Source organism: Burkholderia cenocepacia, from assembly GCF_900446215.1.
GTDB classification, from domain to species: domain Bacteria; phylum Pseudomonadota; class Gammaproteobacteria; order Burkholderiales; family Burkholderiaceae; genus Burkholderia; species Burkholderia cenocepacia.
The window spans coordinates 836,862-863,848 of sequence record NZ_UAQZ01000012.1; the positions used below are offsets into that span (position 1 = coordinate 836,862).

31 protein-coding genes are annotated in these 26,987 nt (G+C 67.9%); 14 read left to right on the forward strand and 17 right to left on the reverse strand.

All coding sequences use genetic code 11. The features are described from left to right. Positions 1 to 46 precede the first annotated feature (46 nt). Together DTA15_RS21385 and DTA15_RS21390 are read right to left on the reverse strand one after the other, a co-directional pair. Positions 47 to 514 carry an NINE protein gene (locus DTA15_RS21385; protein WP_006486876.1) on the reverse strand — a complete coding sequence of 156 codons (468 nt, stop codon included), beginning with the start codon at positions 512 to 514 and terminating at the stop codon, positions 47 to 49. 111 nt (positions 515 to 625) lie between these two features. Continuing rightward, positions 626 to 1,765 carry a PQQ-dependent sugar dehydrogenase gene (locus DTA15_RS21390; RefSeq protein WP_006486929.1) on the reverse strand — a complete coding sequence of 380 codons (1,140 nt, stop codon included), beginning with the start codon at positions 1,763 to 1,765 and terminating at the stop codon, positions 626 to 628. A 152-nt stretch (positions 1,766 to 1,917) separates the two neighbouring features. On the opposite strand from DTA15_RS21390, the gene rpsP reads away from it, so the two are divergent. From rpsP to DTA15_RS21420, 6 genes are all read left to right on the forward strand, one after another. Then, positions 1,918 to 2,172 (forward strand): 30S ribosomal protein S16, encoded by a 255-nt coding sequence (gene rpsP, locus DTA15_RS21395; RefSeq protein WP_006476550.1) that lies wholly within the window; start codon positions 1,918 to 1,920, stop codon positions 2,170 to 2,172. 42 nt (positions 2,173 to 2,214) lie between these two features. Beyond that, positions 2,215 to 2,892: a ribosome maturation factor RimM gene (gene rimM, locus DTA15_RS21400; protein WP_006493547.1), complete on the forward strand. Its 678-nt coding sequence runs from the start codon at positions 2,215 to 2,217 to the stop codon at positions 2,890 to 2,892. 1 nt (position 2,893) lies between these two features. Continuing rightward, positions 2,894 to 3,688: a tRNA (guanosine(37)-N1)-methyltransferase TrmD gene (gene trmD / locus DTA15_RS21405; RefSeq protein ID WP_006486979.1), complete on the forward strand. Its 795-nt coding sequence runs from the start codon at positions 2,894 to 2,896 to the stop codon at positions 3,686 to 3,688. Positions 3,689 to 3,821: 133 nt separating this feature from the next. Beyond that, the gene (gene rplS / locus DTA15_RS21410; RefSeq protein WP_006486838.1) at positions 3,822 to 4,214 is read left to right on the forward strand and encodes a 50S ribosomal protein L19; all 393 of its coding nucleotides are present in this window, start codon (positions 3,822 to 3,824) and stop codon (positions 4,212 to 4,214) included. Between the two features lie 87 nt (positions 4,215 to 4,301). After that, positions 4,302 to 4,988: a CoA pyrophosphatase gene (locus DTA15_RS21415; protein WP_006486824.1), complete on the forward strand. Its 687-nt coding sequence runs from the start codon at positions 4,302 to 4,304 to the stop codon at positions 4,986 to 4,988. Between the two features lie 120 nt (positions 4,989 to 5,108). Beyond that, positions 5,109 to 6,047 carry a CobD/CbiB family protein gene (locus DTA15_RS21420; RefSeq protein ID WP_006486900.1) on the forward strand — a complete coding sequence of 313 codons (939 nt, stop codon included), beginning with the start codon at positions 5,109 to 5,111 and terminating at the stop codon, positions 6,045 to 6,047. Positions 6,048 to 6,124: 77 nt separating this feature from the next. Here the strand turns inward: DTA15_RS21420 and DTA15_RS21425 are convergent, their stop codons facing one another. The 3 genes from DTA15_RS21425 to DTA15_RS21435 form a co-directional block, all read right to left on the reverse strand. After that, a complete protein-coding gene (locus tag DTA15_RS21425) occupies positions 6,125 to 6,442 on the reverse strand; it encodes a putative signal transducing protein (RefSeq protein ID WP_006486909.1) in 318 nt (105 codons plus the stop codon). Positions 6,443 to 6,506: 64 nt separating this feature from the next. Further along, positions 6,507 to 7,448: a ribosome small subunit-dependent GTPase A gene (gene rsgA, locus DTA15_RS21430; RefSeq protein WP_006486937.1), complete on the reverse strand. Its 942-nt coding sequence runs from the start codon at positions 7,446 to 7,448 to the stop codon at positions 6,507 to 6,509. Next, positions 7,445 to 8,704 (reverse strand): M48 family metallopeptidase, encoded by a 1,260-nt coding sequence (locus tag DTA15_RS21435; protein WP_006486907.1) that lies wholly within the window; start codon positions 8,702 to 8,704, stop codon positions 7,445 to 7,447. Before DTA15_RS21435 ends, rsgA begins: the two co-directional genes overlap by 4 nt. A 125-nt stretch (positions 8,705 to 8,829) precedes the next feature. Between DTA15_RS21435 and orn the strand changes: the two genes are divergently transcribed. Further along, positions 8,830 to 9,450 carry an oligoribonuclease gene (orn, locus tag DTA15_RS21440; protein WP_006486828.1) on the forward strand — a complete coding sequence of 207 codons (621 nt, stop codon included), beginning with the start codon at positions 8,830 to 8,832 and terminating at the stop codon, positions 9,448 to 9,450. A 34-nt stretch (positions 9,451 to 9,484) separates the two neighbouring features. Here the strand turns inward: orn and mog are convergent, their stop codons facing one another. Together mog and yjgA are read right to left on the reverse strand one after the other, a co-directional pair. Further along, the gene (gene mog / locus DTA15_RS21445) at positions 9,485 to 10,093 is read right to left on the reverse strand and encodes a molybdopterin adenylyltransferase (RefSeq protein ID WP_006486883.1); all 609 of its coding nucleotides are present in this window, start codon (positions 10,091 to 10,093) and stop codon (positions 9,485 to 9,487) included. Beyond that, on the reverse strand, positions 10,077 to 10,679 hold the full coding sequence (yjgA, locus tag DTA15_RS21450) for a ribosome biogenesis factor YjgA (protein WP_006486826.1): 603 nt from the start codon (positions 10,677 to 10,679) through the stop codon (positions 10,077 to 10,079). The genes mog and yjgA overlap by 17 nt, the downstream gene beginning before the upstream one ends. Before the next feature lie 127 nt (positions 10,680 to 10,806). Here yjgA and pmbA point away from each other — a divergent pair, with 127 nt between their 5' ends. Then, positions 10,807 to 12,177, forward strand: a complete 1,371-nt coding sequence (gene pmbA, locus DTA15_RS21455; RefSeq protein ID WP_006493546.1) for a metalloprotease PmbA — start codon at positions 10,807 to 10,809, stop codon at positions 12,175 to 12,177. A gap of 86 nt (positions 12,178 to 12,263) precedes the next feature. On the opposite strand, the gene DTA15_RS21460 is transcribed toward pmbA, so the two are convergent. Beyond that, positions 12,264 to 12,764: a dihydrofolate reductase gene (locus tag DTA15_RS21460; protein ID WP_006486858.1), complete on the reverse strand. Its 501-nt coding sequence runs from the start codon at positions 12,762 to 12,764 to the stop codon at positions 12,264 to 12,266. Positions 12,765 to 13,054: 290 nt separating this feature from the next. Continuing rightward, positions 13,055 to 13,381 (reverse strand): hypothetical protein, encoded by a 327-nt coding sequence (locus tag DTA15_RS21465; protein WP_006486864.1) that lies wholly within the window; start codon positions 13,379 to 13,381, stop codon positions 13,055 to 13,057. Between the two features lie 202 nt (positions 13,382 to 13,583). On the opposite strand from DTA15_RS21465, the gene DTA15_RS39160 reads away from it, so the two are divergent. From DTA15_RS39160 to DTA15_RS21475, 3 genes are all read left to right on the forward strand, one after another. Continuing rightward, positions 13,584 to 13,718 (forward strand): hypothetical protein, encoded by a 135-nt coding sequence (locus DTA15_RS39160; RefSeq protein ID WP_256097531.1) that lies wholly within the window; start codon positions 13,584 to 13,586, stop codon positions 13,716 to 13,718. Positions 13,719 to 13,883: 165 nt separating this feature from the next. Then, a complete protein-coding gene (locus DTA15_RS21470) occupies positions 13,884 to 15,281 on the forward strand; it encodes a sigma-54 dependent transcriptional regulator (RefSeq protein ID WP_006486860.1) in 1,398 nt (465 codons plus the stop codon). Positions 15,282 to 15,322: 41 nt separating this feature from the next. Continuing rightward, entirely contained in the window at positions 15,323 to 16,294 is a 972-nt protein-coding gene (locus DTA15_RS21475) for a thymidylate synthase (RefSeq protein ID WP_006486933.1), read from the forward strand. Between the two features lie 99 nt (positions 16,295 to 16,393). Here DTA15_RS21475 and DTA15_RS21480 read toward each other — a convergent pair whose 3' ends face one another. After that, complete coding sequence (locus DTA15_RS21480; RefSeq protein WP_020979925.1) at positions 16,394 to 18,934, reverse strand: DUF6600 domain-containing protein; 2,541 nt, start codon at positions 18,932 to 18,934, stop codon at positions 16,394 to 16,396. Between the two features lie 150 nt (positions 18,935 to 19,084). Beyond that, a complete protein-coding gene (locus DTA15_RS21485; protein WP_006486207.1) occupies positions 19,085 to 19,792 on the reverse strand; it encodes an ArsR/SmtB family transcription factor in 708 nt (235 codons plus the stop codon). A gap of 186 nt (positions 19,793 to 19,978) precedes the next feature. Between DTA15_RS21485 and DTA15_RS38645 the strand changes: the two genes are divergently transcribed. Beyond that, positions 19,979 to 20,119, forward strand: a complete 141-nt coding sequence (locus DTA15_RS38645; RefSeq protein ID WP_006486199.1) for a hypothetical protein — start codon at positions 19,979 to 19,981, stop codon at positions 20,117 to 20,119. 129 nt (positions 20,120 to 20,248) lie between these two features. Next, on the forward strand, positions 20,249 to 20,761 hold the full coding sequence (locus DTA15_RS21490; RefSeq protein WP_006493265.1) for an acyl-CoA thioesterase: 513 nt from the start codon (positions 20,249 to 20,251) through the stop codon (positions 20,759 to 20,761). 46 nt (positions 20,762 to 20,807) lie between these two features. Here the strand turns inward: DTA15_RS21490 and fumC are convergent, their stop codons facing one another. The 3 genes from fumC to DTA15_RS21505 all read right to left on the reverse strand — a co-directional run bounded on the left by fumC (position 20,808) and on the right by DTA15_RS21505 (position 24,140). Next, complete coding sequence (fumC, locus tag DTA15_RS21495) at positions 20,808 to 22,202, reverse strand: class II fumarate hydratase (protein ID WP_006486188.1); 1,395 nt, start codon at positions 22,200 to 22,202, stop codon at positions 20,808 to 20,810. Between the two features lie 194 nt (positions 22,203 to 22,396). Next, the gene (gene norM / locus DTA15_RS21500) at positions 22,397 to 23,785 is read right to left on the reverse strand and encodes a multidrug efflux MATE transporter NorM (protein ID WP_006486190.1); all 1,389 of its coding nucleotides are present in this window, start codon (positions 23,783 to 23,785) and stop codon (positions 22,397 to 22,399) included. 136 nt (positions 23,786 to 23,921) lie between these two features. Then, on the reverse strand, positions 23,922 to 24,140 hold the full coding sequence (locus tag DTA15_RS21505; protein WP_006486208.1) for an RNA-binding S4 domain-containing protein: 219 nt from the start codon (positions 24,138 to 24,140) through the stop codon (positions 23,922 to 23,924). 264 nt (positions 24,141 to 24,404) lie between these two features. On the opposite strand from DTA15_RS21505, the gene DTA15_RS21510 reads away from it, so the two are divergent. After that, positions 24,405 to 24,806, forward strand: coding sequence for a hypothetical protein (locus DTA15_RS21510; protein ID WP_006486212.1), 402 nt, complete (start codon positions 24,405 to 24,407; stop codon positions 24,804 to 24,806). A gap of 135 nt (positions 24,807 to 24,941) precedes the next feature. Here the strand turns inward: DTA15_RS21510 and DTA15_RS21515 are convergent, their stop codons facing one another. The 3 genes from DTA15_RS21515 to DTA15_RS21525 all read right to left on the reverse strand — a co-directional run bounded on the left by DTA15_RS21515 (position 24,942) and on the right by DTA15_RS21525 (position 26,987). Then, positions 24,942 to 25,724, reverse strand: a complete 783-nt coding sequence (locus DTA15_RS21515) for a DUF4088 family protein (protein ID WP_006493266.1) — start codon at positions 25,722 to 25,724, stop codon at positions 24,942 to 24,944. A 160-nt stretch (positions 25,725 to 25,884) separates the two neighbouring features. Beyond that, on the reverse strand, positions 25,885 to 26,223 hold the full coding sequence (locus tag DTA15_RS21520; RefSeq protein ID WP_006486204.1) for an AzlD domain-containing protein: 339 nt from the start codon (positions 26,221 to 26,223) through the stop codon (positions 25,885 to 25,887). Then, positions 26,220 to 26,987 carry an AzlC family ABC transporter permease gene (locus tag DTA15_RS21525; RefSeq protein ID WP_006496522.1) on the reverse strand — a complete coding sequence of 256 codons (768 nt, stop codon included), beginning with the start codon at positions 26,985 to 26,987 and terminating at the stop codon, positions 26,220 to 26,222. The genes DTA15_RS21520 and DTA15_RS21525 overlap by 4 nt, the downstream gene beginning before the upstream one ends.

A 26,987-nucleotide genomic window follows, 5' to 3' on the forward strand; every position in this document is an offset into this window, starting at 1 on the left:
GAGCGATACGGTTGCCGGTGTGCCGTATCGACCGTATCGGTGGTGCTTACTGCGAAATCTGCTTGGCTGCTTCGACCTGCGATTCGAAGTAAGTCTGGAACGACAGCGCGAGCGCGGTCATCAACAGGAACGCGCCGATCAGCAGCGAGAAGATCACGACGAAGATCACGGTCCAGCCCGACTTGCTGTGCTTGCCGGTGTCCGCGTTGAATTGCGCATCCCATTTTTCGTCGGGACGCAGCCCGTAGACGAGTGCGGCGAGGAACGCCGCCAGCAGCGAGATTGCGCCGGGGACCGCGAGCCACCAGCCGAGGCCGGCGCTGCGCTGGGTAGCCGCGAGCAGGAGGAAGCCCGGGATGCCGACGATCGTCGCGAGCAGGTGGGCCCAGCCGTACACGTCGCGAAAGCCGTACAGATAGAAGCGGTGCGCGCCGAGCGATCCGAGCAGGAACGCGAGGGCGGCGGTGAGCGTCTTGGAGCGGAAGCGGCGGGGCGATGCGGTGCTGCTGGACATGGATGGCGGCGTCTTGTCGTTGGCATGGGCGGGGCCGGCAGGCCGGCGCGGGCGCGCGGCCCGGCACGCATTCTACGATGCCCGGTCGGGCCCGGTCACCCCTCGCCTGCGTCAAGGTGCCGCATAGGTCACGCGATAGATCGCGCCTGCGTAATCGTCGCTGACGAGCAGCGAGCCGTCCGGCAGCGGCAGTACATCGGCCGGGCGTCCCCATACCGTGCCGTCGGGTCGCAGCCAGCCGGTAATGAACGGCGTCTGGCGTGCATGGCTGCCGTCCGCCGAGACGAACACGCGCATCACGCGGTAGCCGACCTTCGTGCTGCGGTTCCACGAGCCGTGTTCGGCAATGAAGACATTATTGCGATACGACGCCGGAAACATCGGCCCGGTATAGAAGCGCATCCCGAGCGCCGCGACGTGCGCGCCGAGTTTCAGGACGGGCGGCACGTAACGGCGGCAAACCTCGGCGCTGCCGAATTCGGGGTCGGGTGTATCGCCGCCGTGGCAGTAGGGAAAGCCGAAGTCGAGGCCGGCGCGGGGCGCGCGGTTCAGCTTGTCGTCGGGTACGTCGTCGCCCATCATGTCGCGCCCGTTGTCGGTGAACCACAGCTCGCCCGAATCGGGGTGCCATGCAAAGCCGACCGTATTGCGTATGCCGCGGGCGACCACTTCGCGTCCGCTGCCGTCGGCGTTCATTCGCGCGATGATCGCGTAGCGGTTGCGATCGGCGAGGCAGGCGTTGCACGGTGCGCCGGTCGGCACGTACAGCTTGCCGTCGGGGCCGAACGCGATGAATTTCCAGCCGTGATGGTGGTCGGTCGGCAGCGCGTCGGTCACCACGACAGGGGCGGGCGGTCTGGCGAGCCGGTCGTCGATATGGTCGATGCGCACGATGCGCGACACGGCGGATATATAGAGAGCGCCGTCGCGGTAGGCGACGCCGACGGGCATGTCGAGCCCGGACGCGACGACGTAGCGCGCGCTGATCCGGCCCTCGTGCATGACGAACGCGTGGACGCGGCCGTCTCGTGTGCCGACATACAGGATGCCGCGCGGCGACCACGCCATTTCGCGCGCGGCCGGTACGGCGTCGGTCAGCACGTCCACGTGGAAGCCGGGCGGCACGACGAGTTCGTTCACCGGCAGCGGCGCGGTAAACGCCGGCGCGGACACGGAGCTAGCAAGGCCGGCAAGCAGCGTCGCGAATGGGCGCCGTGCGCGGCGCACGAGGGCGGCGCGAAGGGGCAACATGACGGTCGGGAGCGTCCTGGACACGACGATTGTAGGCCCGGCGGACGGGCCGTCCGCGGATTTTTACGCGTAAGTGTTTGTTGTACCTCTGGTTTCCGGCTATAATCGCGTGTTTCAGTAGTTTCGAACCCGGTTTTCCCGAAGGACATCATATGGTTATCATCCGTCTGGCTCGTGGCGGCTCGAAGAAGCGCCCGTTCTACAACATCGTTGCTACCGATTCGCGCAACCGTCGTGACGGCCGCTTCATCGAGCGCGTCGGCTTCTACAACCCGGTCGCCACGAAGGGCGAATCGCTGCGTATCGCTCAGGATCGCCTGACGTACTGGCAAGGCGTTGGCGCGCAACTGTCGCCGACCGTCCAGCGTCTCGTGAAGGAAGCGCAAAAGGCGCAACCGGCTGCCTAACATGGCACGGTGTGCCGGTCGTGCCGGCTATGAGGTGCATTGATGGCGGGTCACGATTCCGGTAATGCAAGGCGCGGGCGTGCGTCATTCGGCGCATTCGTCCGCAAACCGGTCGAGCGCGACATGGTCGCGAACGCCGGTCAGGCTGCCGAACCAGGCGGCCCCGACGCGACGCAAACCTGGCCCGACGATGCCGTCGAGGTCGGGGCGGTGGTCGACGCCTACGGCCTGAAAGGCTGGGTCAAGGTGGCGGCGCATGCCGATGCCGGTCGCGGTGGCGACGCGCTGCTCAATGCGCGTCGCTGGTGGCTGGAACGCGGTGCGGAGCGGCTTTCCGTCCGCATCATGCAGTCGAAGACGCACAGCGACACTGTCGTTGCGCAACCCGCGGGCGTCAGCGACCGCGATGCTGCGCTGTCCATGCGCGGCTTTCGCGTGTTCGTGCGCCGGGAAGATTTCCCGGCACTGGCCGCGGACGAATTCTATTGGGTCGACCTGATCGGTCTCGAGGTCGTCAACGAGCAATCGGTGGCGCTCGGGAAGGTGAGCGGGATGATCGACAACGGCGTGCATTCGATCATGCGTGTCGAGTATCCGGCGACCGGCAAAGACGGTCGGCCGACCACCGACGAGCGGTTGATTCCGTTCGTCGGCGTCTACGTCAAAACGGTGGATCAGGCGGCGCGTCGCATCGTCGTCGACTGGGAAGCCGATTACTGAAATGAACCAGGTTACCGAGAGCGCGGTGCAGTTCGACGTCATCACGCTCTTTCCCGAGATGTTCCGCGCACTGACCGACTGGGGAATCACCAGCCGGGCCGTCAAGCAGGGGCGCTTCGGGCTGCGCACCTGGAACCCGCGTGATTTCACGACGGACAACTACCGCACGGTCGACGATCGTCCGTACGGCGGCGGTCCGGGCATGGTGATGCTGGCGAGGCCGCTCGAAGCCGCGATCGATGCCGCGAAAGCGGCACAGGCGGAGCAGGGCATCGCGAGCACGCGCGTCGTGATGATGTCGCCGCAAGGCGCGCCGCTCACGCATGATCGCGCGGTGCGGATGGCGCAGGAACCCGGCGTCGTCGTGCTGTGCGGTCGTTACGAAGCGATCGATCAGCGCCTGCTCGACCGTTGCGTCGACGAGGAAATCAGCCTCGGCGATTTCGTGCTGTCGGGCGGCGAGCTGCCGGCGATGGCGATGATGGATGCAGTCGTGCGGTTGCTGCCCGGTGTGCTGAACGATTCGCTGTCGGCCGTGCAGGACAGCTTCGCCGATGGTCTGCTCGATTGTCCGCACTACACGCGTCCCGAGGAATACGACGGCGTGCGCGTGCCGGACGTGTTGCTCGGCGGGCATCATGCCGAGATCGAGAAGTGGCGGCGTCAGGAAGCATTGAGGAATACGTTGCGGAAGCGGCCGGACCTGATCGTCCGGGCGCGCCGCGAAAAGTTGTTGAGCCGGGCCGACGAGGCGTGGCTTGCGAACCTCGCACGCGAAGCGAAGGACGCCTCCTGAGGCGGCTGCGCGAGCGGGAATTGGCGGTGCCGTACATGCGTGTACGGTGCCTGATGTGAATCCATCCTCTATCGGGGCCAGGCCTGGAAGCAGGCGGGTGCCAACGCCGACACGATGGCATAAGGAGTCAGTAATGAATCTGATCGCAAAACTTGAGCAGGAAGAAATCGAGCGCGCGCTCGCCGGCAAGACGATCCCCGATTTCGCCCCGGGCGACACGGTGATCGTGAACGTGAACGTGGTTGAAGGTAACCGCAAGCGCGTTCAGGCTTACGAAGGCGTCGTGATCGCGATTCGCAATCGTGGTCTGAACTCGAACTTCATCGTTCGCAAGATCTCGTCGGGCGAAGGCGTCGAGCGTACGTTCCAGACGTACTCGCCGCTGCTGGCAAGCATCGTCGTGAAGCGTCGCGGTGATGTGCGTCGTGCGAAGCTGTACTACCTGCGCGAGCGTTCGGGCAAGTCGGCTCGTATCAAGGAAAAGCTGGTGTCGAAGGATCGCGCCGCAGCAGCTTCCCAAGAGTAAGAGCTGTAAGGAAAAAGCACCCAACCGGGTGCTTTTTTCATTCTGGCGCGACAATATGCTCGATACGACACGAACCCGAGAGCCCCATTGAATCGCCGCCCCATCATCGATCCCGAAGTCTTGCCGGTCGAAGGCACCGGCGCCGGCCTGCCCGTCATCGACTCCCGGCTGATGACGCCGTCCGGCCTGCGCGAACGTTTTGCGCGCACGCTCGAATGGAGCGTCGAGCCCGGCGAGGCGAGGCTGCAGGAGGGCGTCGATCCGCGCAGCGCGGCCGTCCTCGTGCCGCTCGTCGTCCGCGAGTCAGGCCTCACCGTGCTGCTGACGCAGCGCGCCGATCACCTGAACGACCACGCCGGACAGATCAGCTTTCCCGGCGGCCGTCGCGAGCCGTTCGACCGCGATGCGACCGCCACCGCGTTGCGCGAGGCGAAGGAAGAGATCGGGCTGGCCGCCGAACGCGTCGAGATTCTCGGCGCGCTGCCCGACTACCTGACCGGCACGGGTTTCTGCGTGACGCCGGTCGTCGGCCTCGTGCATCCGCCGTTTACCGTGCAGGCCGATACGTTCGAAGTCGCCGAGATTTTCGAAGTGCCGCTCGCGTTCGTGATGAATCCCGCGAACCATCAGGTCCGCGTGTTCCGGTGGGAAGGCGGCGAGCGTCGTTTTTTTGCCATGCCCTATCCGAATGGCGAACCGGGCGGGCATTACTTCATCTGGGGCGCAACTGCCGGCATGTTTCGCAATCTGTATCGCTTCTTGGCCGCCGGCTAGGCGGGCGCGCCGACTGGCGCGCGCGACCGGCTGCCGGGCAACCGCGCCGGCAGCCATGCGCGGCTGACGCTGTGCTATCGTTATGCAAAAAATGACATAACTCCGAAGACGGCGCCACGCATGACTTTCTTTTCGGTTCTCCTCGCTCTCATCATCGAACAGGTCCGCGCGTTGTCGCCGAGCAATCCGGTATTCGCGCTGTTCCAGTTTCATGCGGAAACCGTCGCGCATGGCCTCGACGCCGGCAAGCAGAAGCACGGGATCCTCGCATGGCTCGCGGTCGTGCTGCCGTGGGTGCTGATCGTCGCGCTGATCTATTTCCTGCTGTACAAGGTGAGCTTCGTGCTCGCGTTCCTGTGGAACGTCGCCGTCGTGTATTTCACGCTCGGCTTCCGCCAGTTCAGCCACTACTTCACCGACATCCACCTCGCGCTCAACAACGACGACGTGCCGCGCGCGCGTGAAATCCTCCATGAATGGACGGGCATCGACACGGTCGACATGCCGGTGGGTGAAATCGTCCGCCATACGCTGATCCATGCGGTCGTCGCGTCGCATCGCCACGTGTTCGGCGTGTTCTTCTGGTACGTGCTGCCGATCGGCCCGGCCGGCGCCGTGCTGTACCGGATTTCCGAATATCTCGCGCGCAGCTGGGCGACGCCGGGCGACGACCGTACGGCCGCGTTCTCGACGTTCGCGCAGCGTGCGTTCTTCGTGATCGACTGGATTCCGTCCCGACTGACGGCGCTCGGTTTCGCGATCGTCGGCAATTTCGAGGATGCGATTTACGCGTGGCGCAATCACACGCGCCAGTGGCCCGACCCGAACGACGGCGTACTGCTGGCCGCCGGCAGCGGGGCGCTCGGCGCGCGTCTCGCCGGGCCGCTCGCGGAACCGTCGAGCCTCGATGCGCTGGCAGTCGGCGACAGCGGCCCGTTGACGGTTGGTGACGATTGCACGCCGCGCACGCTGCAGTCGGCGGTCGGCCTCGTATGGCGCGCGGTGATTCTGTGGATGATCCTGCTGCTGATGCTGACGCTTGCCGTCTGGGTGTCGTGACGGGGCAGCCTGACGCGCGATGAAATGAAAAGGCCGGCTCGATGCCGGCCTTTTCGCTGTGTGTCAGCGCGGTGCATTCAGTCATCGAGCGGGTCACGCACGGCGCCGCATTGCCAGCACGCGGTGAATTGCGCTTCGAGCGCTTCGCCGCACTGCCGGCAGCGCCAGGGCGCCGCGCCCGCCGACGGGCCGTGCGACGCGGCGTCGAGGAGCCGGCGGGCGAACGCGTCGTCACGTTCGTCGTCGAGCCACAGCTCGGGCGTGCACGCATCGGCCGGCAGGCCGCCGAGCGCGCCGGTCGCGTAGCAGTTGTGCAGCTCGCAACCGATGCCGGCTACCTGGAGCACGTTGGCCCAATGCTGCGCGGTCGCGAGGTCGGGTGCCTTGAAACGCATCGCGGCTCCTGTCGATGAAAGCCGGCCCGGCTGGCGCCGGCCGGCCGTCGTGCACGTCGCGCGGTCAGCGGACGATCTGGCTCGCCTCGTGCACGAGCTGCGCGTACAGCGCGTGCCGCGACGGCGCGATACGGCCGTCGGCGACCGCTTCGAGGATCGCGCAGCCGGGCTCGTGCAGATGATGACAATTATAGAAACGGCAGTCCGCGAGCAGCGGCCGGAATTCCGGAAACGCGCGCTCGAGGCGGCCTTCGGTCAGGTGGTAGAGGCCGAATTCCTGGAAGCCCGGCGAATCGATCAGCGCACCGCCGCCTTCCAGCGGGTACAGGCGCGTGAACGTCGTCGTGTGACGACCGCTGTTGAGCGCGGCCGAAATTTCGCGGGTTGCGGCTTCGGCGTCGGGCACGAGCAGGTTCACGAGCGTCGACTTGCCCATCCCGGACTGGCCGAGCAGGATCGTCGAATGCCCGGCGAGGTGCGGCATCAGCTGCGCGCGCGCATCGTCCGGCGCGCCTTTCACCGACAGCTCGAGCACGTCGTAGCCGAGCGCGCGGTACGGGGCGAGGCGTTCGCGCGCGACCGGCAGCGCGGCCTCGACGTCGATCTTGTTCAGCACGACGAGCGGCTTCAGCTCGTTCGCTTCGGCGGCGATCAGCGCGCGGCCGAGCAGATCCTCGCTGAAATAGGGCTCGGTCGCGAGCACGATCAGCAACTGGTCGAGGTTCGCGGCGAACAGCTTCGATTTGAACTGGTCGGAGCGGTACAGCAGGTTGCGCCGTTCGCCGATTTCCACGATCACGCCCTGGTCGGCCGACGCGAGTTCGTACGCGACGCGGTCGCCGACCGCGATGTCGCTCTTCTTGCCGCGCGGGAAGCATTGCAGCATCGGGCCGCCGTCGTCGGGGGCGACGATGTAGTGGCGGCCGTGCGCCGCGATCACGCGGCCTTCGGCCCGTTGCGCGCTCGACGCGCGCGGGGCCGGCTTGCGGGAGGTCGGCCGGCTCATGCGTGCTGCAGCAGGCGGTCGATCCGCTGCGAGGCCGGCGGATGCGAGTAGTAGAAGGCCGTGTAGACGGGGTCGGGCGTCAGCGTCGACGCGTTGTCCTCGTAGAGTTTCACGAGCGCGCTGACGAGATCCTGCGCGTCGGTCTGGCTGGCCGCGAACGCGTCGGCCTCGAATTCGTGCTTGCGCGACGTGAGGCTGCTGAACGGCGTCGCGAAGAACAGGAACACGGGAATCGCGAGGAAGAACAGGACGAGCGCGGCGCCCGCGTTGCTGGTGTCGAGCGACGGCGTGACGCCGAGCCCCGTATAGAACCACGTGCGCTGCGCGAGCCAGCCGAGCAGCGCCAGCAGCACGAGGCTCAGCACGAACGACACGAGCATCCGCTTCATCACATGGCGGCGCTTGAAGTGGCCGAGTTCGTGCGCGAGCACGGCCTCGATCTCCTGGCCGGACAGGCGCGCGAGCAGCGTGTCGAAGAACACGATTCGTTTCGATGCGCCGAAGCCCGTGAAGTACGCGTTGCCGTGCGCGGAGCGGCGGCTGCCGTCCATCACGAACAGCCCCTTGGCCGCGAAGCCGCAGCGCTTCATCAGCGACTCGATGCGCGCGCGCAGCGCGTCGTCCTTCAGCGGCTCGAACTTGTTGAAGAGCGGCGCGATGAAGGTCGGGTAGATCAGCAGCACGAGCATCTGGAACGCGACCCACACGATCCAGGTCCACAGCCACCACAGGCTGCCGGCCTGGTTCATCAGCCACAGCACGACGAACAGCAGCGGCAGGCCGAGCGCGGCGCCGAGCAGCGAATTCTTCAGCATGTCGGTGAAGAACAGCCGCTTCGTCATCCGGTTGAAGCCGAAGCGCTGCTCGATCCCGAACTGGCGGTAATACTCGAACGGCACGTCGATCACGCTCGTGATCACGAGCACCGCGGCGACCAGCGCGACCTGCTGCCCGTAGCCGCGGCCGAGCCAGCCGGTCAGCAGCGTGTCGAGCGCGCCGACGCCGCCGAGCAGCGTGAGGCCGACCAGCACGGCCGCGCTGACGACGATCTCGAGCATCGTCAGCCGGGTGCGCTCGACCGTGTAGTCGGCCGCGCGCTGGTGGGCGGTCAGCGGGATGGTGGCGCTGAACTGCGCGGGTACGCCGTTACGGTGCGCGGCGACGAAGCGGATCTGCCGCGACGCGAGCCACAGCTTGGTGACGACCATCGCGAGTACGGCGAGCGCGAACAGCAGGGTGAACGAAAAGGGTGACATCGAAGGCGCCAAAGGGTTCTATGCGAGAATTATATGTTCTTGCGGACCGGCCCCGCTGATGCGATGCCGGCCGCCCGGGCGGCGCTGCATCGGCGCGCCCGGTCCGCCATTTTCCAGGATGAATCATGACCGATACCGCCGCTTCCGCCAGCCAGCCCGCGCTCGTGCGCAACGAGTTGAACCTCGTCTGGCTCGACATGGAGATGACGGGCCTCGACCCGGATAACGACCGCATTATCGAGATCGCGGTCGTCGTGACCAACTCCACGCTCGACATTGCCGTCGAGGGCCCGGTGTTCGCGATCCACCAGAGCGACGAGACGCTCGCGAAGATGGACGACTGGAACAAGTCGACGCACGGCCGTTCGGGCCTGATCGACCGCGTGCGCGCATCGACCGTGACCGAGGCGGACGCCGCCGCGCAACTGCAGGCGTTCCTCGCGCAGTACGTGTCGCCCGGCAAGTCGCCGATGTGCGGCAACTCGATTTGCCAGGACCGCCGCTTCATGGCGCGCTGGATGCCGGAATTCGAGCGATTCTTCCACTACCGCAACCTCGACGTCAGCACGCTCAAGGAGCTGTGCCGCCGCTGGCAGCCGGCCATCTACAAGGGTTTCCAGAAGCGGGCGATGCACACTGCGCTCGCGGACATCCACGAATCGATCGACGAGCTGAAGTATTACCGCGAGCATTTCCTGATTCCGGCCGCGTCGGTGTCGGCAGGGGAATCCGCGCCGGCCGCGTGAGCGGGCCGGCACGCGCGCAGCGCCCGGCAAACGCTCAGCGCCGCGCGCTTTTCGGCCGGAACGCCGCGACCACCGCGGCGTCGGTCTCGACATACGGGCCGCCGATCAGGTCGATGCAGTAGGGCACCGCGGCGAAGATGCCGGGCACGGTCGGCTTGCCGTCGGCGTCGCGCAGCCCTTCCAGCGTTTCCCGGATCGACTTGGGCTGGCCGGGCAGGTTGATGATCAGCGCCGCATGGTCGGCCGTTTCTCGGATCACCGCGACCTGCCGCGACAGGATCGCGGTCGGCACGAAATTTAGGCTGATCTGCCGCATCTGTTCGCCGAATCCCGGCATTTCCTTCGTCGCCACGGCCAGCGTGGCTTCCGGCGTCACGTCGCGGCGCGCGGGGCCGGTGCCGCCCGTCGTCAGCACGAGGTCGCAGCCGGCGACGTCGACGAGCTCGGTCAGCGTGGCCGAGATCGTCGGCGCATCGTCCTGGATCAGGCGCGTTTCGGCGCGCCACGGCGAAACCAGCGCGCCGGCGAGCCATTCCTGCAGCGCCGGAATGCCCTTGTCTTCGTAGACGCCCGTACTCGCGCGGTCGCTGATCGACACGAGGCCGACCACGAGTTCGTCCGGGTGGTTACGCTTCGTCGTCATGGTCGTCTCCGGCGTCGCCGGCCGCTTCGTCGTCGCTGTCGGATGCGCCGCCCGCGGCCTTGATCCACTGGAACAGCTCGCGGAAATAGCGCGGCGGCTTGCCTTGCTGCGCTTCCTTGCGCGCGTTGCGGATCAGCGTGCGGCCTTCCTGGATGTCGGCGTCGGGGTGCTGGCGCAGGAATTCGGTCAGTGCGTCGTCGCTCGCGAGCAGCTGCTCGCGCGTGCGCTCGATCCAGTGCAGGCGGGCTGTCGCGGCCTTGTTCACGCCGCGTTGCGCGTCGAGCGCGGTACGCAGCGCGGCCGTTTCGTCGTCGGTCAGCGAGCGCATCACGCGGCCGACGTACTGGAGCTGGCGGCGCTTGCCCTCGTGATCGGTGATCCGGCGCGCCTCGCGCACGGCGTCCGCGAGATCTTCGGGCATCGGCATGCGCTTGAGCGCGTCCTTCGGCAGGTCGACGAGCGCCTGGCCGAGTTCCTGCAGCGCGTGCATTTCGCGCTTCAACTGGGATTTGCTGGGGCGATCGTAGCCATTGTCGTCGTCCTCGACGGCATGTTCGATCGGCTGGATTCGGGTTTTGCGTGTCATGGGCCGCATTGTATCGCGGCGCGGACACCCCAAGCTTGTCTGTGTCCGGCCCCGGACCTTGCTATGATCGCGGGATACGCAACATTTTGACCATGCGGGCGCCCGCCCGCCACCGGATACCAAGACGATGGCAGCCAATCTCGACGTACAAGCGCGCTATTTCCCGCACACGCAGGACCAGCTCAAGGAAATCGCATCGGACATCCTTCGCCATGCGAAGGCGCTCGGCGCGACGGACGCCGCGACCGAAATCTCCGAGGGCGACGGCCTGTCGGTGTCGGTGCGCCGCGGCGAAGTCGAAACGATCGAGCACAACCGCGACAAGATGGTCGGCGTGACCGTGTTCATCGGCAAGAAGCGCGGCAACGCGAGCACGTCGGACTTCTCGCCGGCCGCGATCAAGGACACCGTCGCTGCCGCGTACAACATCGCGCGCTTCACGGCCGAGGACGAAGCGGCCGGTCTCGCCGAAACCGAGCTGCTCGAAACCGACCCGCGCGACCTCGATCTGTACCACCCGTGGGCGCTGAGCGCCGACGAAGCCGTCGAGCTCGCCCGCCGCGCGGAAGACGCCGCGTTCGCGGTCAGCCCGCAGATCCGCAATTCGGAAGGCGCGAGCGTGTCGGCGCAGCATTCGCAATTCGTGCTCGCGACGTCGCGCGGCTTCCTCGCCGGCTATCCGTACTCGCGCCACTATATCGCGTGCGCGCCGATCGCGGGCAGCGGCCGCCACATGCAGCGCGACGACTGGTATTCGTCGAAGCGCAGCGCGATCGATCTCGCCGCGCCCGAAGCGGTGGGCCGTTACGCGGCCGAACGCGCGCTCGCGCGGATGGGCGCGCGCCGTCTCGACACGCGCAAGGTGCCCGTGCTGTTCGAGGCGCCGCTCGCGGCCGGCCTGCTCGGCGCCTTCGTGCAGGCAGTGAGCGGCGGCGCGCTGTATCGCAAGACGTCGTTCCTCGTCGACAGCCTCGGCAAGCCGGTGTTCGCGCCGCACGTCCAGGTCGTCGAGGATCCGCACGTGCCGCGCGCGATGGGCAGCGCACCGTTCGACGAGGAAGGCGTGCGCACGCGTGCGCGCAGCGTCGTGAAGGACGGCGTCGTCGAAGGCTATTTCCTGTCGACCTATTCGGCACGCAAGCTCGGCACGCAAACCACCGGCAACGCGGGCGGCTCGCACAACCTCGCGCTGCGCAGCTCGAACACGCAGGCGGGCGACGACTTCGACGCGATGCTGAAGAAACTCGGCACGGGCCTGCTGCTGACCGAACTGATGGGGCAGGGCGTGAACTACGTGACGGGCGACTATTCGCGCGGCGCGGCGGGCTTCTGGGTGGAGAACGGCGTGATCCAGTATCCGGTCGAGGAAATCACCGTCGCCAGCACGCTGCAGGAGATGTTCCGCCATATCGTCGCGATCGGTGCGGATTCGATCGTGCGCGGGACGAAGGAAACCGGCTCGGTGCTGATCGAGCAGATGACGATCGCGGGGCAGTAAGCCGCACGCGGCACCGGCCGCCTGGAAACGAAAAAGCCCGACCGGCGCAAACCGGTCGGGCTTTTTTCATCGTGCGGAAGCAGGCGTCAGCCGCGCTTGCGTGCGTAGACGACGAACGCATAGCCGAACGTGTTCGGCGCGGCTGCCTGATGTGCGTCGCGCGAGATTTCCTGCCAGTGCGCGGCGTCGGGCGCCGGGAACGATGCGTCGCCGTCGAAGTCCGCATCGATCTCGGTGACGACCAGCTTGTCGGCGAGCGTGAGACCTTCCGCATAGAGTTGCGCGCCGCCGAGCAGGAATGCCTCGGGTGCGCCGTCGCGCGCGGCGAGCGCCAGCGCATCGGCCAGCGACGTGACTGTGTCGCAGCCTTCGAAACGGCGCGTCGCGTCGCGCGTGACGACGATATTGCGGCGGCCCGGCAGCGGCCGCCCGATCGACTCGTGGGTCTTGCGGCCCATCACGATCGGCGCGCCCATCGTCGTGCGCTTGAAGAACGCGAGATCCTCGGGAAGTTTCCAGGGCAACTGGTTGTCGCGGCCGATGATGCCGTTGCGGGCACGCGCGACGATCAGGGTCAACGTCGTCATGAAGGTCGGGGAAGAGGGAAAACGGAATGGGCCGATTTTACCGGAACGGCGGCACGCTCCGGATTCCGCACGCCGGTAGGGACGTCGGCGTTTCCCGTGTCGTGCGCCGCGACGCGTGATGCTCCGCGTCGCGGCGACCGTTCGAATAAAAAGAGTGCCCGCCGGGGGACGGAGCACAAAAAACGTTTTGTGCCGCGAGATCGGCGATACCGGTTCCGATCGAGGGCAGCGCGTTCGACCGGATCGTCAGTTCAATACGGAATCCTGATCGAATCGAAGCGACGCGAGCATCAAGGATGCGTACTGCCTCGCGCGTTGCCGCCCATCGCGTGCCGCATGTCCGACGGTTGCGGCGCCGGCAGCGGCATCGGCAACTGGGGCGGTGGCGGGATCTCGTCCCACAGCGTCACGGAGGCCTGGGCGGCCGGCAGCGGTTGCGGCGCCGACACGGTCACGATACTGAAGCCGTCGCCGAGCTGCATGCTCGGCACAGGCTCGGCAACCAGCATGGCGCGATCCGGCCGCATGCCTTCGTCCGCGCATGCCGGTGCGGGCGGGCCGGCTGCCGAGAGCACGAGCGTCATCGGCACGAAAGAAAGTAAAAGATGTTTTCGCATGGCGACTGTCTCCGGTCGTTCCCGTATTCAGCGAAATACATGCCACGGTACCGGGACCATTGCCGCCATTGCGATTCCTGCTCAAGCGTTGCGAATTGTGGCCAAAAACGCCTGAAAATGTTTCAGGCCTGAAACGAGGGGGCTCGGGAATACTGCTGATTCAATCGATACGCTTCAAGGATGAAAATCGGCGCGTGTGTTGATGACGAAACCCTTCCTGCGCATGGGCTATGTGCAGATGATTGATCTGCATCGACCTCCTGAGCGATTCGGCCGCATCGCCATCGGCACTGAAACGGCTTTGTCGTATTCGGTGCCTATAACCAAGCAGTCTTGATCAAAAATAACTGGACGCGAGATAAGCGCCATCATGCGAGGCTGTGTCGTTGCCGCGCATCGGCATGGCGAATCGAGCCACCTTGGGCTGACCCGATTCGATCCTTTTGCACGTGACCTTGACGTGTGCGGCAATCGTTAGACGGTTGATGAACGGGGTGAGCATATGGGAGCCGATCAGCGGCACGTGATCTACTATTCGCGCGAACCGAACGACGCGTTGCGCGGCCATTTCGACGAATGCGGCTGGCGCGTCGATCTGGCCGAGACCGTGCGCGATGTGCGGCGCGTCGTGCAGCATGGCGTCGCAACCGCCGGCCTGCTCGATTTCTCGCCGGGCTTCAAGCCGTCGGATCTGCGTGAACTCGAATCCTGCCTGAGCATCCAGCACATCGGCTGGATCGCGGCGACGCGGCGCGGCCAGTTGCAGGACGCGACGCTGCGCCACCTCATTCGCGACTATTGCTTCGACTACGTGACGATGCCGTACGAAACGGCGCGGATCGTCGAGACGGTCGGTCATGCGCACGGCATGGTCGCCCTGACCGATCCCGTTGCGCCGCCCGTCGGCGCCGGACGCAGCGAAGGCGAGATGGTCGGCACCTGCGATGCGATGCTCGGGCTCTTCAGGACGATCCGCCGCGTCGCGGCGACCGACGCACCGGTATTCATCTCCGGCGAATCGGGTACGGGCAAGGAGCTGACGGCGGTCGCGATTCACGAGCGCTCGTCGCGCGCGCAGGCGCCGTTCATTGCGATCAATTGCGGCGCGATACCGTCGACGCTGCTGCAGGCCGAACTGTTCGGCTATGAACGCGGCGCGTTCACCGGTGCGAACCAGCGCAAGATCGGTCGCGTCGAGGCCGCCAACGGCGGCACGCTGTTTCTCGACGAGATCGGCGATCTGCCGCTCGAAAGCCAGGCGAGCCTGTTGCGCTTCCTGCAGGAAGGCAAGATCGAGCGGCTCGGCGCGCACGTGTCGGTGCCGGTCGATGTGCGCGTGATCTGCGCGACGCACGTGGACATGGAAGCGGCGCTGCGCGAAGGGCGCTTCCGCGAGGACCTGTTTCATCGGTTGTGCGTGCTGAAGATCGAGGAGCCGCCGCTGCGCGCGCGCGGCAAGGACATCGAGGTGCTCGCGCGCCACATGCTCGAGCGCTTCAAGGGCGATGCGCATCGCCGTCTGCGCGGCTTTTCCCCGGATGCGGTCGCGTCGCTGTACGGCTATTCGTGGCCGGGCAACGTGCGCGAGCTGATCAACCGCGTGCGCCGCGCGATCGTGATGTCGGAAGGCCGGATGATCACGTCGGCCGATCTCGAACTGAACGACTATGCGGCGCTTGCGCCGGTGTCGCTGCTGGAGGCGCGCGAGGCGGCCGAACGGCAGGCGATCGAGCAGGCGCTACTGCGCCATCGCGGCCGTTTCGCGGATGCCGCGCGCGAACTCGGCGTATCGCGCGTCACGCTCTACCGGCTGATGTGCGCACACGGGATGCGCGATCGCGGCGACACGCTCGGAGGGTTTTCGGCGCCGTTGCCGGAGCTTCCGCGTCACGCTTGTTAAAATTGGCGGGTACGGCCGCCCTCGCGGCCGAAGGAACCCGCATGAAACAGTATCTCGATCTCGTTCGTACCATTCTCGATACCGGCAGCTGGCAGGAGAACCGGACGGGAATCCGCACCATCAGCATGCCGGGCGCGATGCTGCGCTTCGACCTGCAGCAAGGCTTCCCGGCCGTGACGACCAAGAAGCTCGCGTTCAAGTCCGCGATCGGCGAACTGGTTGGTTTCCTGCGCGCGTCGCGCAGCGCGGCCGATTTCCGTGCGCTCGGCTGCAAGGTGTGGGATGCGAACGCGAACGAGAACGCACAGTGGCTCGCGAACCCGTATCGCCAGGGCGTGGACGATCTCGGCGACGTCTACGGCGTGCAATGGCGCCAGTGGCCGGGCTACAAGGTGCTGGATGCCGGCGCGGACGCGCAGATCGCCGATGCGACCCGCCGCGGCTTCCGGATCGTCACGCGTTTCGACGAAGACGGCGCGCCGAAGGTGCTGCTGTACAAGGCGATCGATCAGTTGCGCCAGTGCCTGGACACGATCATGGAGAACCCGTCCGATCGCCGCATCCTGTTTCACGCATGGAATCCGGCCGTGCTCGACCAGATCGCGCTGCCCGCGTGCCATCTGCTGTACCAGTTCCTGCCGAACGCGACGAAGCGAGAGATCTCGCTGTGCCTGTACATCCGCAGCAACGACGTCGGCCTCGGCACGCCGTTCAACCTGACGGAAGGGGCCGCGCTGCTGTCGCTCGTCGGCCGGCTGACGGGCTACACGCCGCGCTGGTTCACGTATTTCATCGGCGACGCCCACATCTACGAGAACCAGCTCGACATGCTGCAGCAGCAACTCACCCGCGAGCCGTACGAAAGCCCGCGGCTGGAAATTGCCGAGCGCGTGCCCGACTACGCGAAGACGGGCGTCTATGCGCCGGAATGGCTGGAGCAGGTCGAGCCGTCCGATTTCTCGCTCGTCGGCTATCGGCACCATGAGCCGCTGACCGCGCCGATGGCGGTCTGATCGCGCGGCCGGGGCCGCGCGGGTCCATCGCTCCGCACCCTGCAAAAAGGCTCGACCGGCTGATACCGGTCGAGCCTTTTTGTTTCAGGTTTGCTGCACTTACTGGCGATGCCGCTCCTCGTGGCCGCCTTGCGGCGGCGGGTTGCTCGGGCGCGGCGCCTCGACGTGCGGCGCCGGCTGCGGCCGCGGTTCCATCCGCGGAGCGGGCATCGCCGGGCGCGGCTCCATCCGCGGCGCCTGCGGCTGCGGACGCGGCACGTCGTGCACGGCGGGCGCCGGCGGACGGTACTCGTTCACGCGCGGCGGCGCGACTTCGCGATGGGGCGCCGGTTGAGCGAAGTCCGGGCGCGGCTGCGGCGCGGGGGCGGCCCGTTCCGGTTGCGGCTGCGGCTGCGCATGCCGGGCCGGCGTCGGGAAATCGGGGCGCGGACGCGGCTGCGGAATCTGCGCGGTATGGTCGGGCTGCGGTTGCGGCAGCGCGCGCGGCGCTTCGTTGCGGCCGCCGGGCTGGATGCCCTGCGGGGCCGGCACGCCGTCCGGGTGCGGCACCGCGGCGCTGCGCACGGGCGGCAGCGCGTTCTGGCCGGCCGCGTGCAGCGCGGTGGGCGGAGCAGGGCGCTGACGTTCCATCGGCGTGTGCGGCTGCATCCACGTGGGCGATGACGGCGCGTCGGCTGCCCGCGCCTGACCGATGCCCGACCGAGCGTTGTTCGCTTCCGGCGGATGCGGGACGCCGTTGCCGGTCGCGAATGCCTGATGCGGGATCGGGTTGCCGGATGCCTGCGGCGTGCCGCCATTGGCGAAACGCGATGCGTTCGGGATTTCGCCGTTTGCAGGCCGTGCGACATTCGGCATGCCCGGCGTCGGCGCCTCCGGCCGTCCGGCCTGCACGCCGGCCGGCTGGCCTTCGCGCGGCGCGCGGGCCGGCTGCACGACGGGGCCGTGCGGATTCACGAGCTGCACGTTGTGCATCGCCCAGGCGCCGCCGCCCGGCTTGCCCGGCACGCGGACCGGACGAGCCGTATAGTCGGCCGGCACGTTGGTCTTCACGACCGGTGCGCCGGCGCCCGGTACGCGCCCGCCTTGCTGCGCGAGGTGGGCGGCGGCCTGGTCGCGATATGCGGCCGGCACGGCCGGATTGCGGGTCGCGACGTACGGGTGCTGCGCGATCGCCGCCGGCGGACGGTAGCTGGCATTGCGCAACCCGCCGGTGAAGCTCTGGCGCACGGGCGCGATGCCGGGCGTGCCCGGCGTGACATGCGCGTTGCGCCATTGCTGCGGATCGACGTGCTGCGAGAAGTGCGCGACCGGCTGGCCGTGCACGAACGCGGAGGCCGGTACGGCCGTGATCGCGTGCGGCGCGCGGAAGTTCACGTACGTCTTGTTGATGTTGGTGATATTGGTGATGTTCGTCACGTTCACGGTCTTGTTCACGTTGACGTTGTTCACCACGATGTTGCGGTTGACGCGCTCGTAGTAGTGCGGACTCCAGCCGCCCCAGCCCGGATGCCACGGCTCGCCCGGGCCGAGCGCGAACCATGCGCAGCCGGCCGCGGCGACGCCGCCGACCGTCAGCGCCACATTCCAGTCGGAACCGCCGCCACCGCCGCCGCCCACGAAGGCGACGAGCGCCGGCGCATAGACGGGCGGCTGGCTGACGACCATCGGGCCGGGCACCCAGGCCCAGCTGTCGTCCACGTACGCCCAGCGGCCGTAGTGATACGGCGCGAAGCCCCACGGCGCGTCGTCGACCCAGGTCCAGCCCCACGGCGCCTGCCAGATCCAGTGGCCGTCGTGATACGGCGCCCAGTCGGCCGGCGTGTCGTTCGGCACCCAGACCGCGCCGTAGTTCGGGGTTTCGCGCCACGTGCCGTTCGCATCGAGATCCTGGTAGCCGGGGATGTCGCGGGACACGTAGCGGGCCGACACCGAGCGCGCTTCGGCCGCGTCGCGGCTGGCCGCCCACTGGTCGAGCGCATCGGGGCCCGGTGCGGCCGATTGTTGCGCGACCTGCAGGTCGGTGCCGGTGAACACGACCTGCTGCCCGGGCGACAACGGGTACTGCCCGTTGCTGCCGTAGACCGTCGCGCTGCCGCTGCGCACCGTCACCGTCGTGCTCGCGCCGTTCGGCGCGACATCGACGCGATAGTCGCCGGGGCCCGTGATGCCGAGCGCGAGGTTCGGCGTGTCGATTTCATACGATCCGCCGGCCGGCAAATCGCGCACGTGCGTCGACACGGTGCCGAGGCCCACTTTCAACTGCGTCGTCGTGTCGTCGAGATTCAGCACCGACAGGCTCGTCGACTCGCCGAGCCGCACCGCGGTCGAGCCGATGTGCAGTTCCGAGCGCGCGCCGGCATCGTTCCAGAGCTGGTCGCCGGTCGTCAGCGGCCGGTTCACCGCCGCATACGACCACGCATCGGTGCCGGCCGGTTCGGTCGTCACGGCGCCCGACAGGTAATTGAGCCGCGCGACGCGGCCGGGCGGATCGCCGCCCGGTTGCCGTGCCGCGGCCATATTCGGCGGCGCATCGGCCGATTGCGCGAAGGCGGGCGGCAGCGCCGCAAGCGCGACGAACGCGAGCAGCGTGTAGCGGGCGGTGCGCTTGAGCGTGAACAGGGTGGCCATGGTGAGCGTCATTGTCGTGATCGCGGCGCGTCGATTCGTGCCGTCGAGTTCACAATATCCGCTTGGCCTGTTTCAAGGCACGGTGTTTTGTAAGTCGAATGGCATGCGATGTAACAAAACCTGTCCATCGCGCGCCGTTGTCGTGCGGCTGCAATGCCGGCGTCAAGCGGACGTAAGCCACGCATCGAAAACCTGCCGGCCGGACGCCGTGACGCGCAGCACGCGCGGCCGGGCAGCGCGCTCGATCCAGCCGTGTGCGCAGAAGCTTTCGAGCAGCGCCGCGCCGAGCGCGCCGCCGAGATGCGAGCGCCGCTCGCTCCAGTCGAGGCAACCGCACGCGAAGCGGCGTCGGCGCGCGCGCTGTTGCGCGACGTCGATGCCCCATCGCGCGAGCGCCTGCGTGCCGAGCTCGGTGGTCTCGATCGCGTCGCCGTTCGCGAGCAGCCAGCCGCGCGCGGTGAGGCCGTCGAAGATGCGCACCGCGAGCTCGCCTGCCATGTGGTCGTAGCAGGTGCGGGCGTAGCGCAGTTCGGCCGGGACCGCGCGCGACGGCGGCGGAACCGGACGGTGCGGCGCGGCCGCGCGGGCGACGTTCGCCAGCGCTTCGAGCGAGGCCGCGATGTCGGCCGACGCGATGCGGTAGTAGCGATGCCGGCCGCGCACGTCGAGCGCCAGCAGGCCGCCCTCGGTCAGGCGGGCGAGGTGCGCGCTGGCCGCGGACGGCGACAGCCCCGCGATCATCGTCAGTTCGCCGGCCGGCCGCGCGCTGCCGTCCATCAGCACCCACAGCATCGCGGCGCGGCCGGGATCGGCGATCAGTGCGCCGATGCGGCTCAGGCCCGGAAAATGGTGGTCGTCTTGATCGGTCATCGTCGTGCCTCGTCGAGCGGGATGAAGGCAGTGTAGTCGGTGCGCGCATTCGATGTTTCGCTTCCGGATGAAATGTCGGATGCGGCCGCGACGCCCCTGCGGGGACGGGCTGCGGCCGGTTGCAGGGCACGCGTAGAATGGCCGGACGCGGCGGCAGCGGGCCGCCGCATGTGACGCGATGCAACGATGAAGACGATTTTCTGTGTGTTGACCGCCGCGCTCGTATGCGCGGCGTGTGCGCAGGGCGGCGCGGGCGCGACCGGCGAGCGCGGCGGCAGTATCGAGATGTACGGGACGATCGACCAGGGCATCACGGTGCGCCGCTGACCGGCGGCGCTCCCCGCGCGCGTCGGCATGACCGCCGCAGCCCCGCCACGCGGGGCTTGCCGCGACGCGTTGCCGCAGTGCAACGTATAATGGCCGATCACAGCGCCCCTGTCGCCTGGAGCCAGAACAATGTCCCAACCGTCCCCCGTGCCGGCCGCCCTCGACCGCACCGAAACCGTATTCCGCTTCCTCGCCGAGCCTTCGTCCGTGAACTTCGGCGGCAAGGTGCATGGCGGCGCGCTGATGAAGTGGATCGACGAGGTCGCGTATGCGTGCGCGGCGGTCTGGTCGAGCCGCTATTGCGTGACGGTCAGCGTCGGCAACATCCGTTTCCAGCGTCCGATCCTGGTCGGCAATCTGGTCGAGCTGAAGGCGCGCGTCGTCGCGACGGGGCGTACCAGCATGCACATCCACGTGTCGGTGCACGCCGGCGATCCGAAGGGCGGCGTGCTGCGCCAGACGACCGATTGCCTCGTCGTGTTCGTCGCGGTCGACGAGAACGGCAACCCGGTGCCGGTGCCGCCGTTCGTGCCCGAAACCGACGAGCAGCGCGTGCTCGCGAAATATGCGGCCGACGTGCGGGCCGCGCTCGACAAGATCGTCGAGATGAAGCCGGAAGAAGTCGCGAAGGGCACCGTCTGAGTGCCGTGGGCGCCGCGCTCGTCGCGCCGCGCCCGCCGTCCTGCCGTTACCGCGTCCCGATCATCTGCTCGGGGCGCACCCAGGCATCGAATTCCGCCTCGGTCAGGTAGCCGAGCGCGAGCGCGGCCGCCTTCAGTGTCGTGCCTTCCTTGTGCGCCTTCTTCGCGATCTGCGCGGACTTGTCGTAGCCGATGTGCGGATTGAGCGCCGTCACGAGCATCAGCGATTCGTTCAGCAACAGGTCGATCCGCGAGCGGTTCGGCTCGATGCCCACCGCGCAGTGATCGTTGAAGCTCTGCGCGCCGTCGGCGAGCAGGCGCACCGATTGCAGCACGTTGTGCGCGATCATCGGCCGGAACACGTTCAGCTCGAAATTGCCGCTCGCGCCGCCGACGTTGACCGCGACATCGTTGCCGAACACCTGGCAGCACAGCATCGTCACCGCTTCCGACTGCGTCGGGTTCACCTTGCCCGGCATGATCGAGCTGCCCGGCTCGTTTTCCGGAATCGACAGCTCGCCGAGCCCGCAGCGCGGCCCGCTCGCGAGCCAGCGCACGTCGTTCGCGATCTTCATCAGGCTGGCCGCGACCGTCTTCAGCGCGCCGTGCGCGAAGACCAGCGCATCGGCGGCCGCCATCACCTCGAACTTGCTCGGCGCCGTCACGAACGGCAGCTTCGTGAGCCGGCCGATCTCGTCGGCCACGCGCACCGCGAATTCCGGGTGCGCGTTCAGCCCCGTGCCGACCGCGGTGCCGCCGAGCGCGAGCTCGTACAGATGCGGCAGCGCCGATTCGACGTGACGGATGCCCTGGTCGAGCTGCGCGACATAGCCGGAGAATTCCTGGCCGAGCGTGAGCGGCGTGGCGTCCTGCAGGTGCGTGCGGCCGATCTTCACGATGTCGGCGAACGCCTTCGACTTCGCGTCGAGCGTCGCGCGCAGCGTGCGCAGCGCCGGCAGCAGGTGATTGACGATCGCATACGCGGCCGCCACGTGCATCGCGGTCGGGAACACGTCGTTCGACGACTGGCCGCGGTTCACGTCGTCGTTCGGATGCACCTTGCGCGCTTCGCCGCGCTCGCCGCCCATCAGTTCGCTCGCACGGTTCGCGATCACCTCGTTGAGGTTCATGTTGGTCTGCGTGCCGGAGCCCGTCTGCCACACTGCGAGCGGGAATTCGCGCGGATGCTTGCCGGCGATGATCTCGTCGGCGGCTGCGATGATCGCGTGCGCCTTGTCGTCGGCGAGCACGCCGAGCGACTGGTTGACGGCCGCCGCGGCGCGCTTGACGATCGCGAGCGCGTGGATCAGCTCGGGCGACTGCTTCTCCGTCGAGATCCGGAAATTCTGCAGCGAGCGCTCGGTCTGCGCGCCCCAGAGCCGATCGGCCGGCACGGCGATCTCGCCGAACGTGTCGCGTTCCATCCGAACTGCTTCATTCATGATGCACTCCTCCTGGAAAGGGGAAAGGCCGCGCGTCGTCGCGCGGCGTCAGGCGTAATCAGACGTATCGTGAGGCAGTCGCGCCGCTGGCGCGGCGTCTCGAGGTGTTCAACCGACAAGCATAGCGCCGGCCGCGATTTTGCGTCGTGTCGCGCCTGGGGCCGGCGCAAGCCCGCGACGAGCGGGAACCGGCCCTAGCGCGCCGTCGCGATGAGCGAGAGGGTCTTGCGGTGAAAGCGCCAGGCCATCAGCGCGGCGACGCTCGCGAGCCCGGCCGCGAGCCCCCACCACAGGCCGCGCGCCCCCAGGCCCGCGTGGAACGCGAACCAGTAGCCGGTCGGGAAGCCGATGCCCCAGTAGCCGAAGGTCGCGGCGAGCATCGGGATGCGCGTGTCCTTCAGGCCGCGTAGCGCACCCGACGCGACGGTCTGCATCCCGTCGACGATCTGGAATACCGCGGCGATGCCGAGCAGTGACGCGGCGAGCGACACCGTGGCCGCGTTGGCCGGGTCGTCGAGGTGCAGGTACAGGCCGACGATCGTGTGCGGCGCGACGATCATCACGAGGCCCGACAGCGACATGAAGCCGACGCCGAGCGCGAGCGCGACGAAACCCGCGTGCCGCGCGGCGACGGGCGAGCCCGCGCCGACCCAGTAGCCGACGCGCACGTTGGCCGCCTGGCCGATCGCGAGCGGCACCATGAACGATACCGACGCGACGTTCAGCGCGATCTGGTGCGCGGCGAGCGACGTCGCGCCCAGCACGCCGACCGTGAGGCCGGTGGCGAGGAACAGCGTCGATTCGACCCCGTACGTGATCGCGACCGGCCAGCCGATGCCGATCAGCTCGCCCATCACGGGTAGCTTCGGGCGCGCCGCGGTCACGAAATGGCGGAAGCGCTGCCGGCCGTGCAGCAGCCAGATCAGCGCGAGCGCGGTGAGCCAGATCGTGATCGTCGTCGCGACGGCCGAACCGAGAAAACCGAGGCGTGGCAACCCGAATGCGCCGTGGATCAGCCCGTAGTTCAGCACGCCGTTGACGCCGACGCCGCCGATCGACACCCACAAGAGCCGCCGCGCGGCGCCGATCGCCGGCAGGAACGCGCGCATCAGCCCGACGCCGATCAGGCTGCCGAGCGCCGCGTAGCGCAGGATGCCCGTGTATTCGCCGACGTGATGCGCGAGCAGCGGCGGCTCGTGGAACATCAGCAGGATCGGCTCGGCGAGCGACAGCGCGACGATCGCCGGAATCGCGAGCAGCACGGACAGCGCGAAGCCCGTCCAGTAGATGTACGGCACGCGGTCCTCGGCCTGCGCGCCGCGCGCATGCGCGACGCTCACGCTGACCGACGACAGCACCCCTTGCAGGATCGTCACGATCACGAAGAAGAAGTTTGCGCCGAGCCCGCCCGCCGCGAGCGAATCGGGGCCGAGCGAGCCGAGCAGCACCGTGTCGGTGACGCTCATCGCCATCTGGGAAAGTTGCGCGATCGCGAGCGGCGCGGCGAGGCGCGCGGTATCGGCGGCATGACTGGACAGGGACGGCGGCGCGGCGGCCGTCCGCGTGAAACCGGAATGCGACATGGAATGGGCGCTCGCGCGGGTGCGGGCCCGCGCTATATGTATTTATTTTGAGAGACGGTTAGCTTACGGCTTTATTCGTACCGTGTCGAACGCGTGCATCGATGGCCATGTCGCAGGCAGGGGGAACGCGGCGGGGCTAGGCCTCGCGCACCGCGATGCGCGTGTCGCCGAGCAGCACGACCTGGCCCGCGCGGATCTTGCAGGTTTTGCGCAGCTCGACCGCGCCGTCGACTTTCACGGCGCCGGACGCGACGATCAGCTTCGCGGTGCCGCCGCTGTCCGCGAGGCCGGTGATCTTGAGAAGGTTGTGCAGCTCGACGTATTCGCCGGTCAGCGTGAAATCCAGATTGGGCATGACGAGGAAGGTGCGCGACGCGCGGGAGGAAACGCCCCGCATCATACGGTACCGCGGGCCGGCACGCGAGCGCGGCCGGCTGCCGGCGGATGTAAAGGACTGTGAGCGATTCGTCAGCAAATGAAACGGTGGGTAACAGTCTGAGAGATTGGCGAACCGGCCGCGCGGGCCGCCGGTCTTCTGTCGTACCTGCTGCGTGTTGCGGTGGGGACGCGACGGACCGCAACGGCGGCCCGGGCGGACAACTTCTTGAGGAGAATTGCCATGTCCAAGATTCGTACGATGCTGATCGGTGCCGCGCTGACGGCGTTCGCCACTTCGGCCGCATTCGCCCAGACGGGCACGACGGCGCAAGGCGCAGCCGGTGCCGGCGTGCAGGCGCAGACGCCGGCGGCCGGTGTCGGTGCAGGCGCGCAGGGCGGGGCCGGCGCGAACGCGTCGGGCAATGCGACGGGTGCTGCGACCGATGCGGTCGGCGCGGCAGCCGATGGCGCGAAGGATACGACGTCGTCGGCCGTCCATTCGACCAAGAAGCACACGAAGCATGCGGCGAAGTCGGCCAAGAGCCATGCCGGTTCGGCCAAGGCGAAGGCCGATGAGGCGACCGAGGGCGGCGCATCGGTCGGCGCGCAGGGCGGTGCATCGGCCCAGGGCGCCACGCAGTAAGCGATGCCCGGCGCTTGTCGCGACGCTCGCCTTCGGGCGGTGCGTCGCGACCGGCGATCGTCCGGCGGCCCGGTTCGCTTGACGCGAGCCGGGCCTTTTTCATGAGGTAAAAGGTTCAGCGGGACGGGCGAGCCGTCACGGCCGGCGCGGGCCTTGCCCTTGTCCCTGCCCCTGGGCCGGCCGCACGGCGGCCGGTGTGAACACGCTGCGCAGCCACGCGGCGAGCCGCGCGAAGACGTCGTACGGTTCCTCGACGAAGATCTCCGGCTTCAGCAGCCGCAGGTATTCCATGATCTGCTGGGCTTCCTGCTTCTGGAACGAGCCGTGCGCGAGCCCGAGCCGCAGCAGCCCGCGCAGTTCGCCGAGCTTGTCGCGCGCGGTGCTGCCGACGCTCATCTCGCACGCGAGCTTGGCTTCGTAGATCCGTTGCCGCAGCGATTCCGCGAGCCGCCACGCCGGCGTCTGCATCGATTCCTCGAGCGTCTGGATGTCCTGCGCCGCGCCCTTGATCTGCGACGCGAGCGGATCGATCAGCGACGCGTCGCCCTGCGCTTCGGCGACGATCGCCTTCGCCCAGTCGCGGCAGGCCTTCGCGAGTTCGTCGGGCGTCCACTCGGAGCGCGACGCGAAGCCGAAGCCGAATTCGCCGGCCTGCCGCATCAGGATCGCGACGACGTCCGGGAATTCCTTGTCGAGCGTGCGCTTCGCCCATGCGTACTGGCCGCCCTGCAGCATCCGCTGCACGGCGTGCTCGGTCAGCGGCACCATGTTGTCGAGCAGCTTGGCGCGCAGGAAATCCTCGAACGACGGCGTCGCGAATTGCGGGTCGAGTTTCAGCGACACGCGAACGAACGCATCGTAGTCCTTGCGCAGGGACTCGAGCGTGTCGTCCTTGAGGGAAAGGGTGATCTGGCCCATGAATCGTCTCGATGGCGGCCCGCGCAGGCCGGCGCCGGCACGGCGCACCGGGGCGGGCGCAGCGTCGACTGACCGGTGCGCGCCGAGGCCGGTGGCGGGTCTTCATCTCCTATATCGGCGCACCGGGCGGAAACTTGAGCGGGCGCGATCGAGCGTGCGCTCAGGCGGGCAGCCAGTGCGGGAGGACGACCCCTTGCCACAGGAAGAACACCACGAGTCCGGCGGCGATCGTCACGAGCGGGCGGCGGGTCGTGGCCGATACCAGCACGGCGGCGAGCGCGCCGACGAGTTGCGGATTGCGCCAGGTCAGCTCGGCCGTGCCGCCGTGCGGGGAAACGGTCATCGGCACGATGATCGCGGTCAGCACGGTGACCGGCACGAAGCCGAGCGCGGTCCGCACGAGCGGCGGGAACGTCAGCCGCTCGCCGAACAGGAACAACGTCGAGCGGATCGCATACGTGATGACGGCCATGCCGAGGATCAACAGCGCGTAGCTCACGATGCGGCCTCCGAGCGCGAGCCGGCGCGCGTGCGATCGTGCAGCAGCGTGAGCAGGACGCCGATCGCGACGCCGACGGCGACCGCGCCGAGCAGCCCGAGCTTGTACGGCCAGCCCTGCCAGAAGTACGCGAGCGTGCCGGCCGTGGCGGCCGCCGCGAAATAGCGCAGCGTGCCGAGCTGCGGGACGACGATCGCGATGAAGGTCGCCGCCATCGCGAAATCGAGGCCGAGCGACTGCAGGCCCGGGAATGCCGCGCCGAAGCCGATGCCCGCGAGCGTCCAGACCTGCCAGTTCAGGTACATCGCGAGCCCGGAGCCGAAAAAGTAGTGGGGGCCGATCGTGCCGGGCGGGTAGTGCCGGTAGTGCCCGTACGCGACCGCGAACACCTCGTCGGTCATCAACGCGCCGAGCGTCGCGCGCCAGCGCAGCGGCAGGTGCGCGACATAGGGCGCGAGGGTCGCGCTGTACAGCAGGTGGCGCAGGTTCACGATCAGTGTCGTGGCGAGCACGACGACGAAACTCGCGCTGCCGGCGATCAGGCCGAGTGCGATGAACTGCGCGGAGCCCGCGAACACGGCGAGCGACATCAACGCGCCGTGCCAGGCGGCGAGCGGGCCGCCGCCGACGAGCGTGCCGAAAATCACGCCGAACGGTGCGGCGCCGATCATCATCGGAATCGTGTCGCGCGCGCCGTCGAGCCATTCGTTGAGCGGGCGGCGCGGGGGCGATGCGGGTGTCTTGTTCAAGAAGCGCTCCTCCAT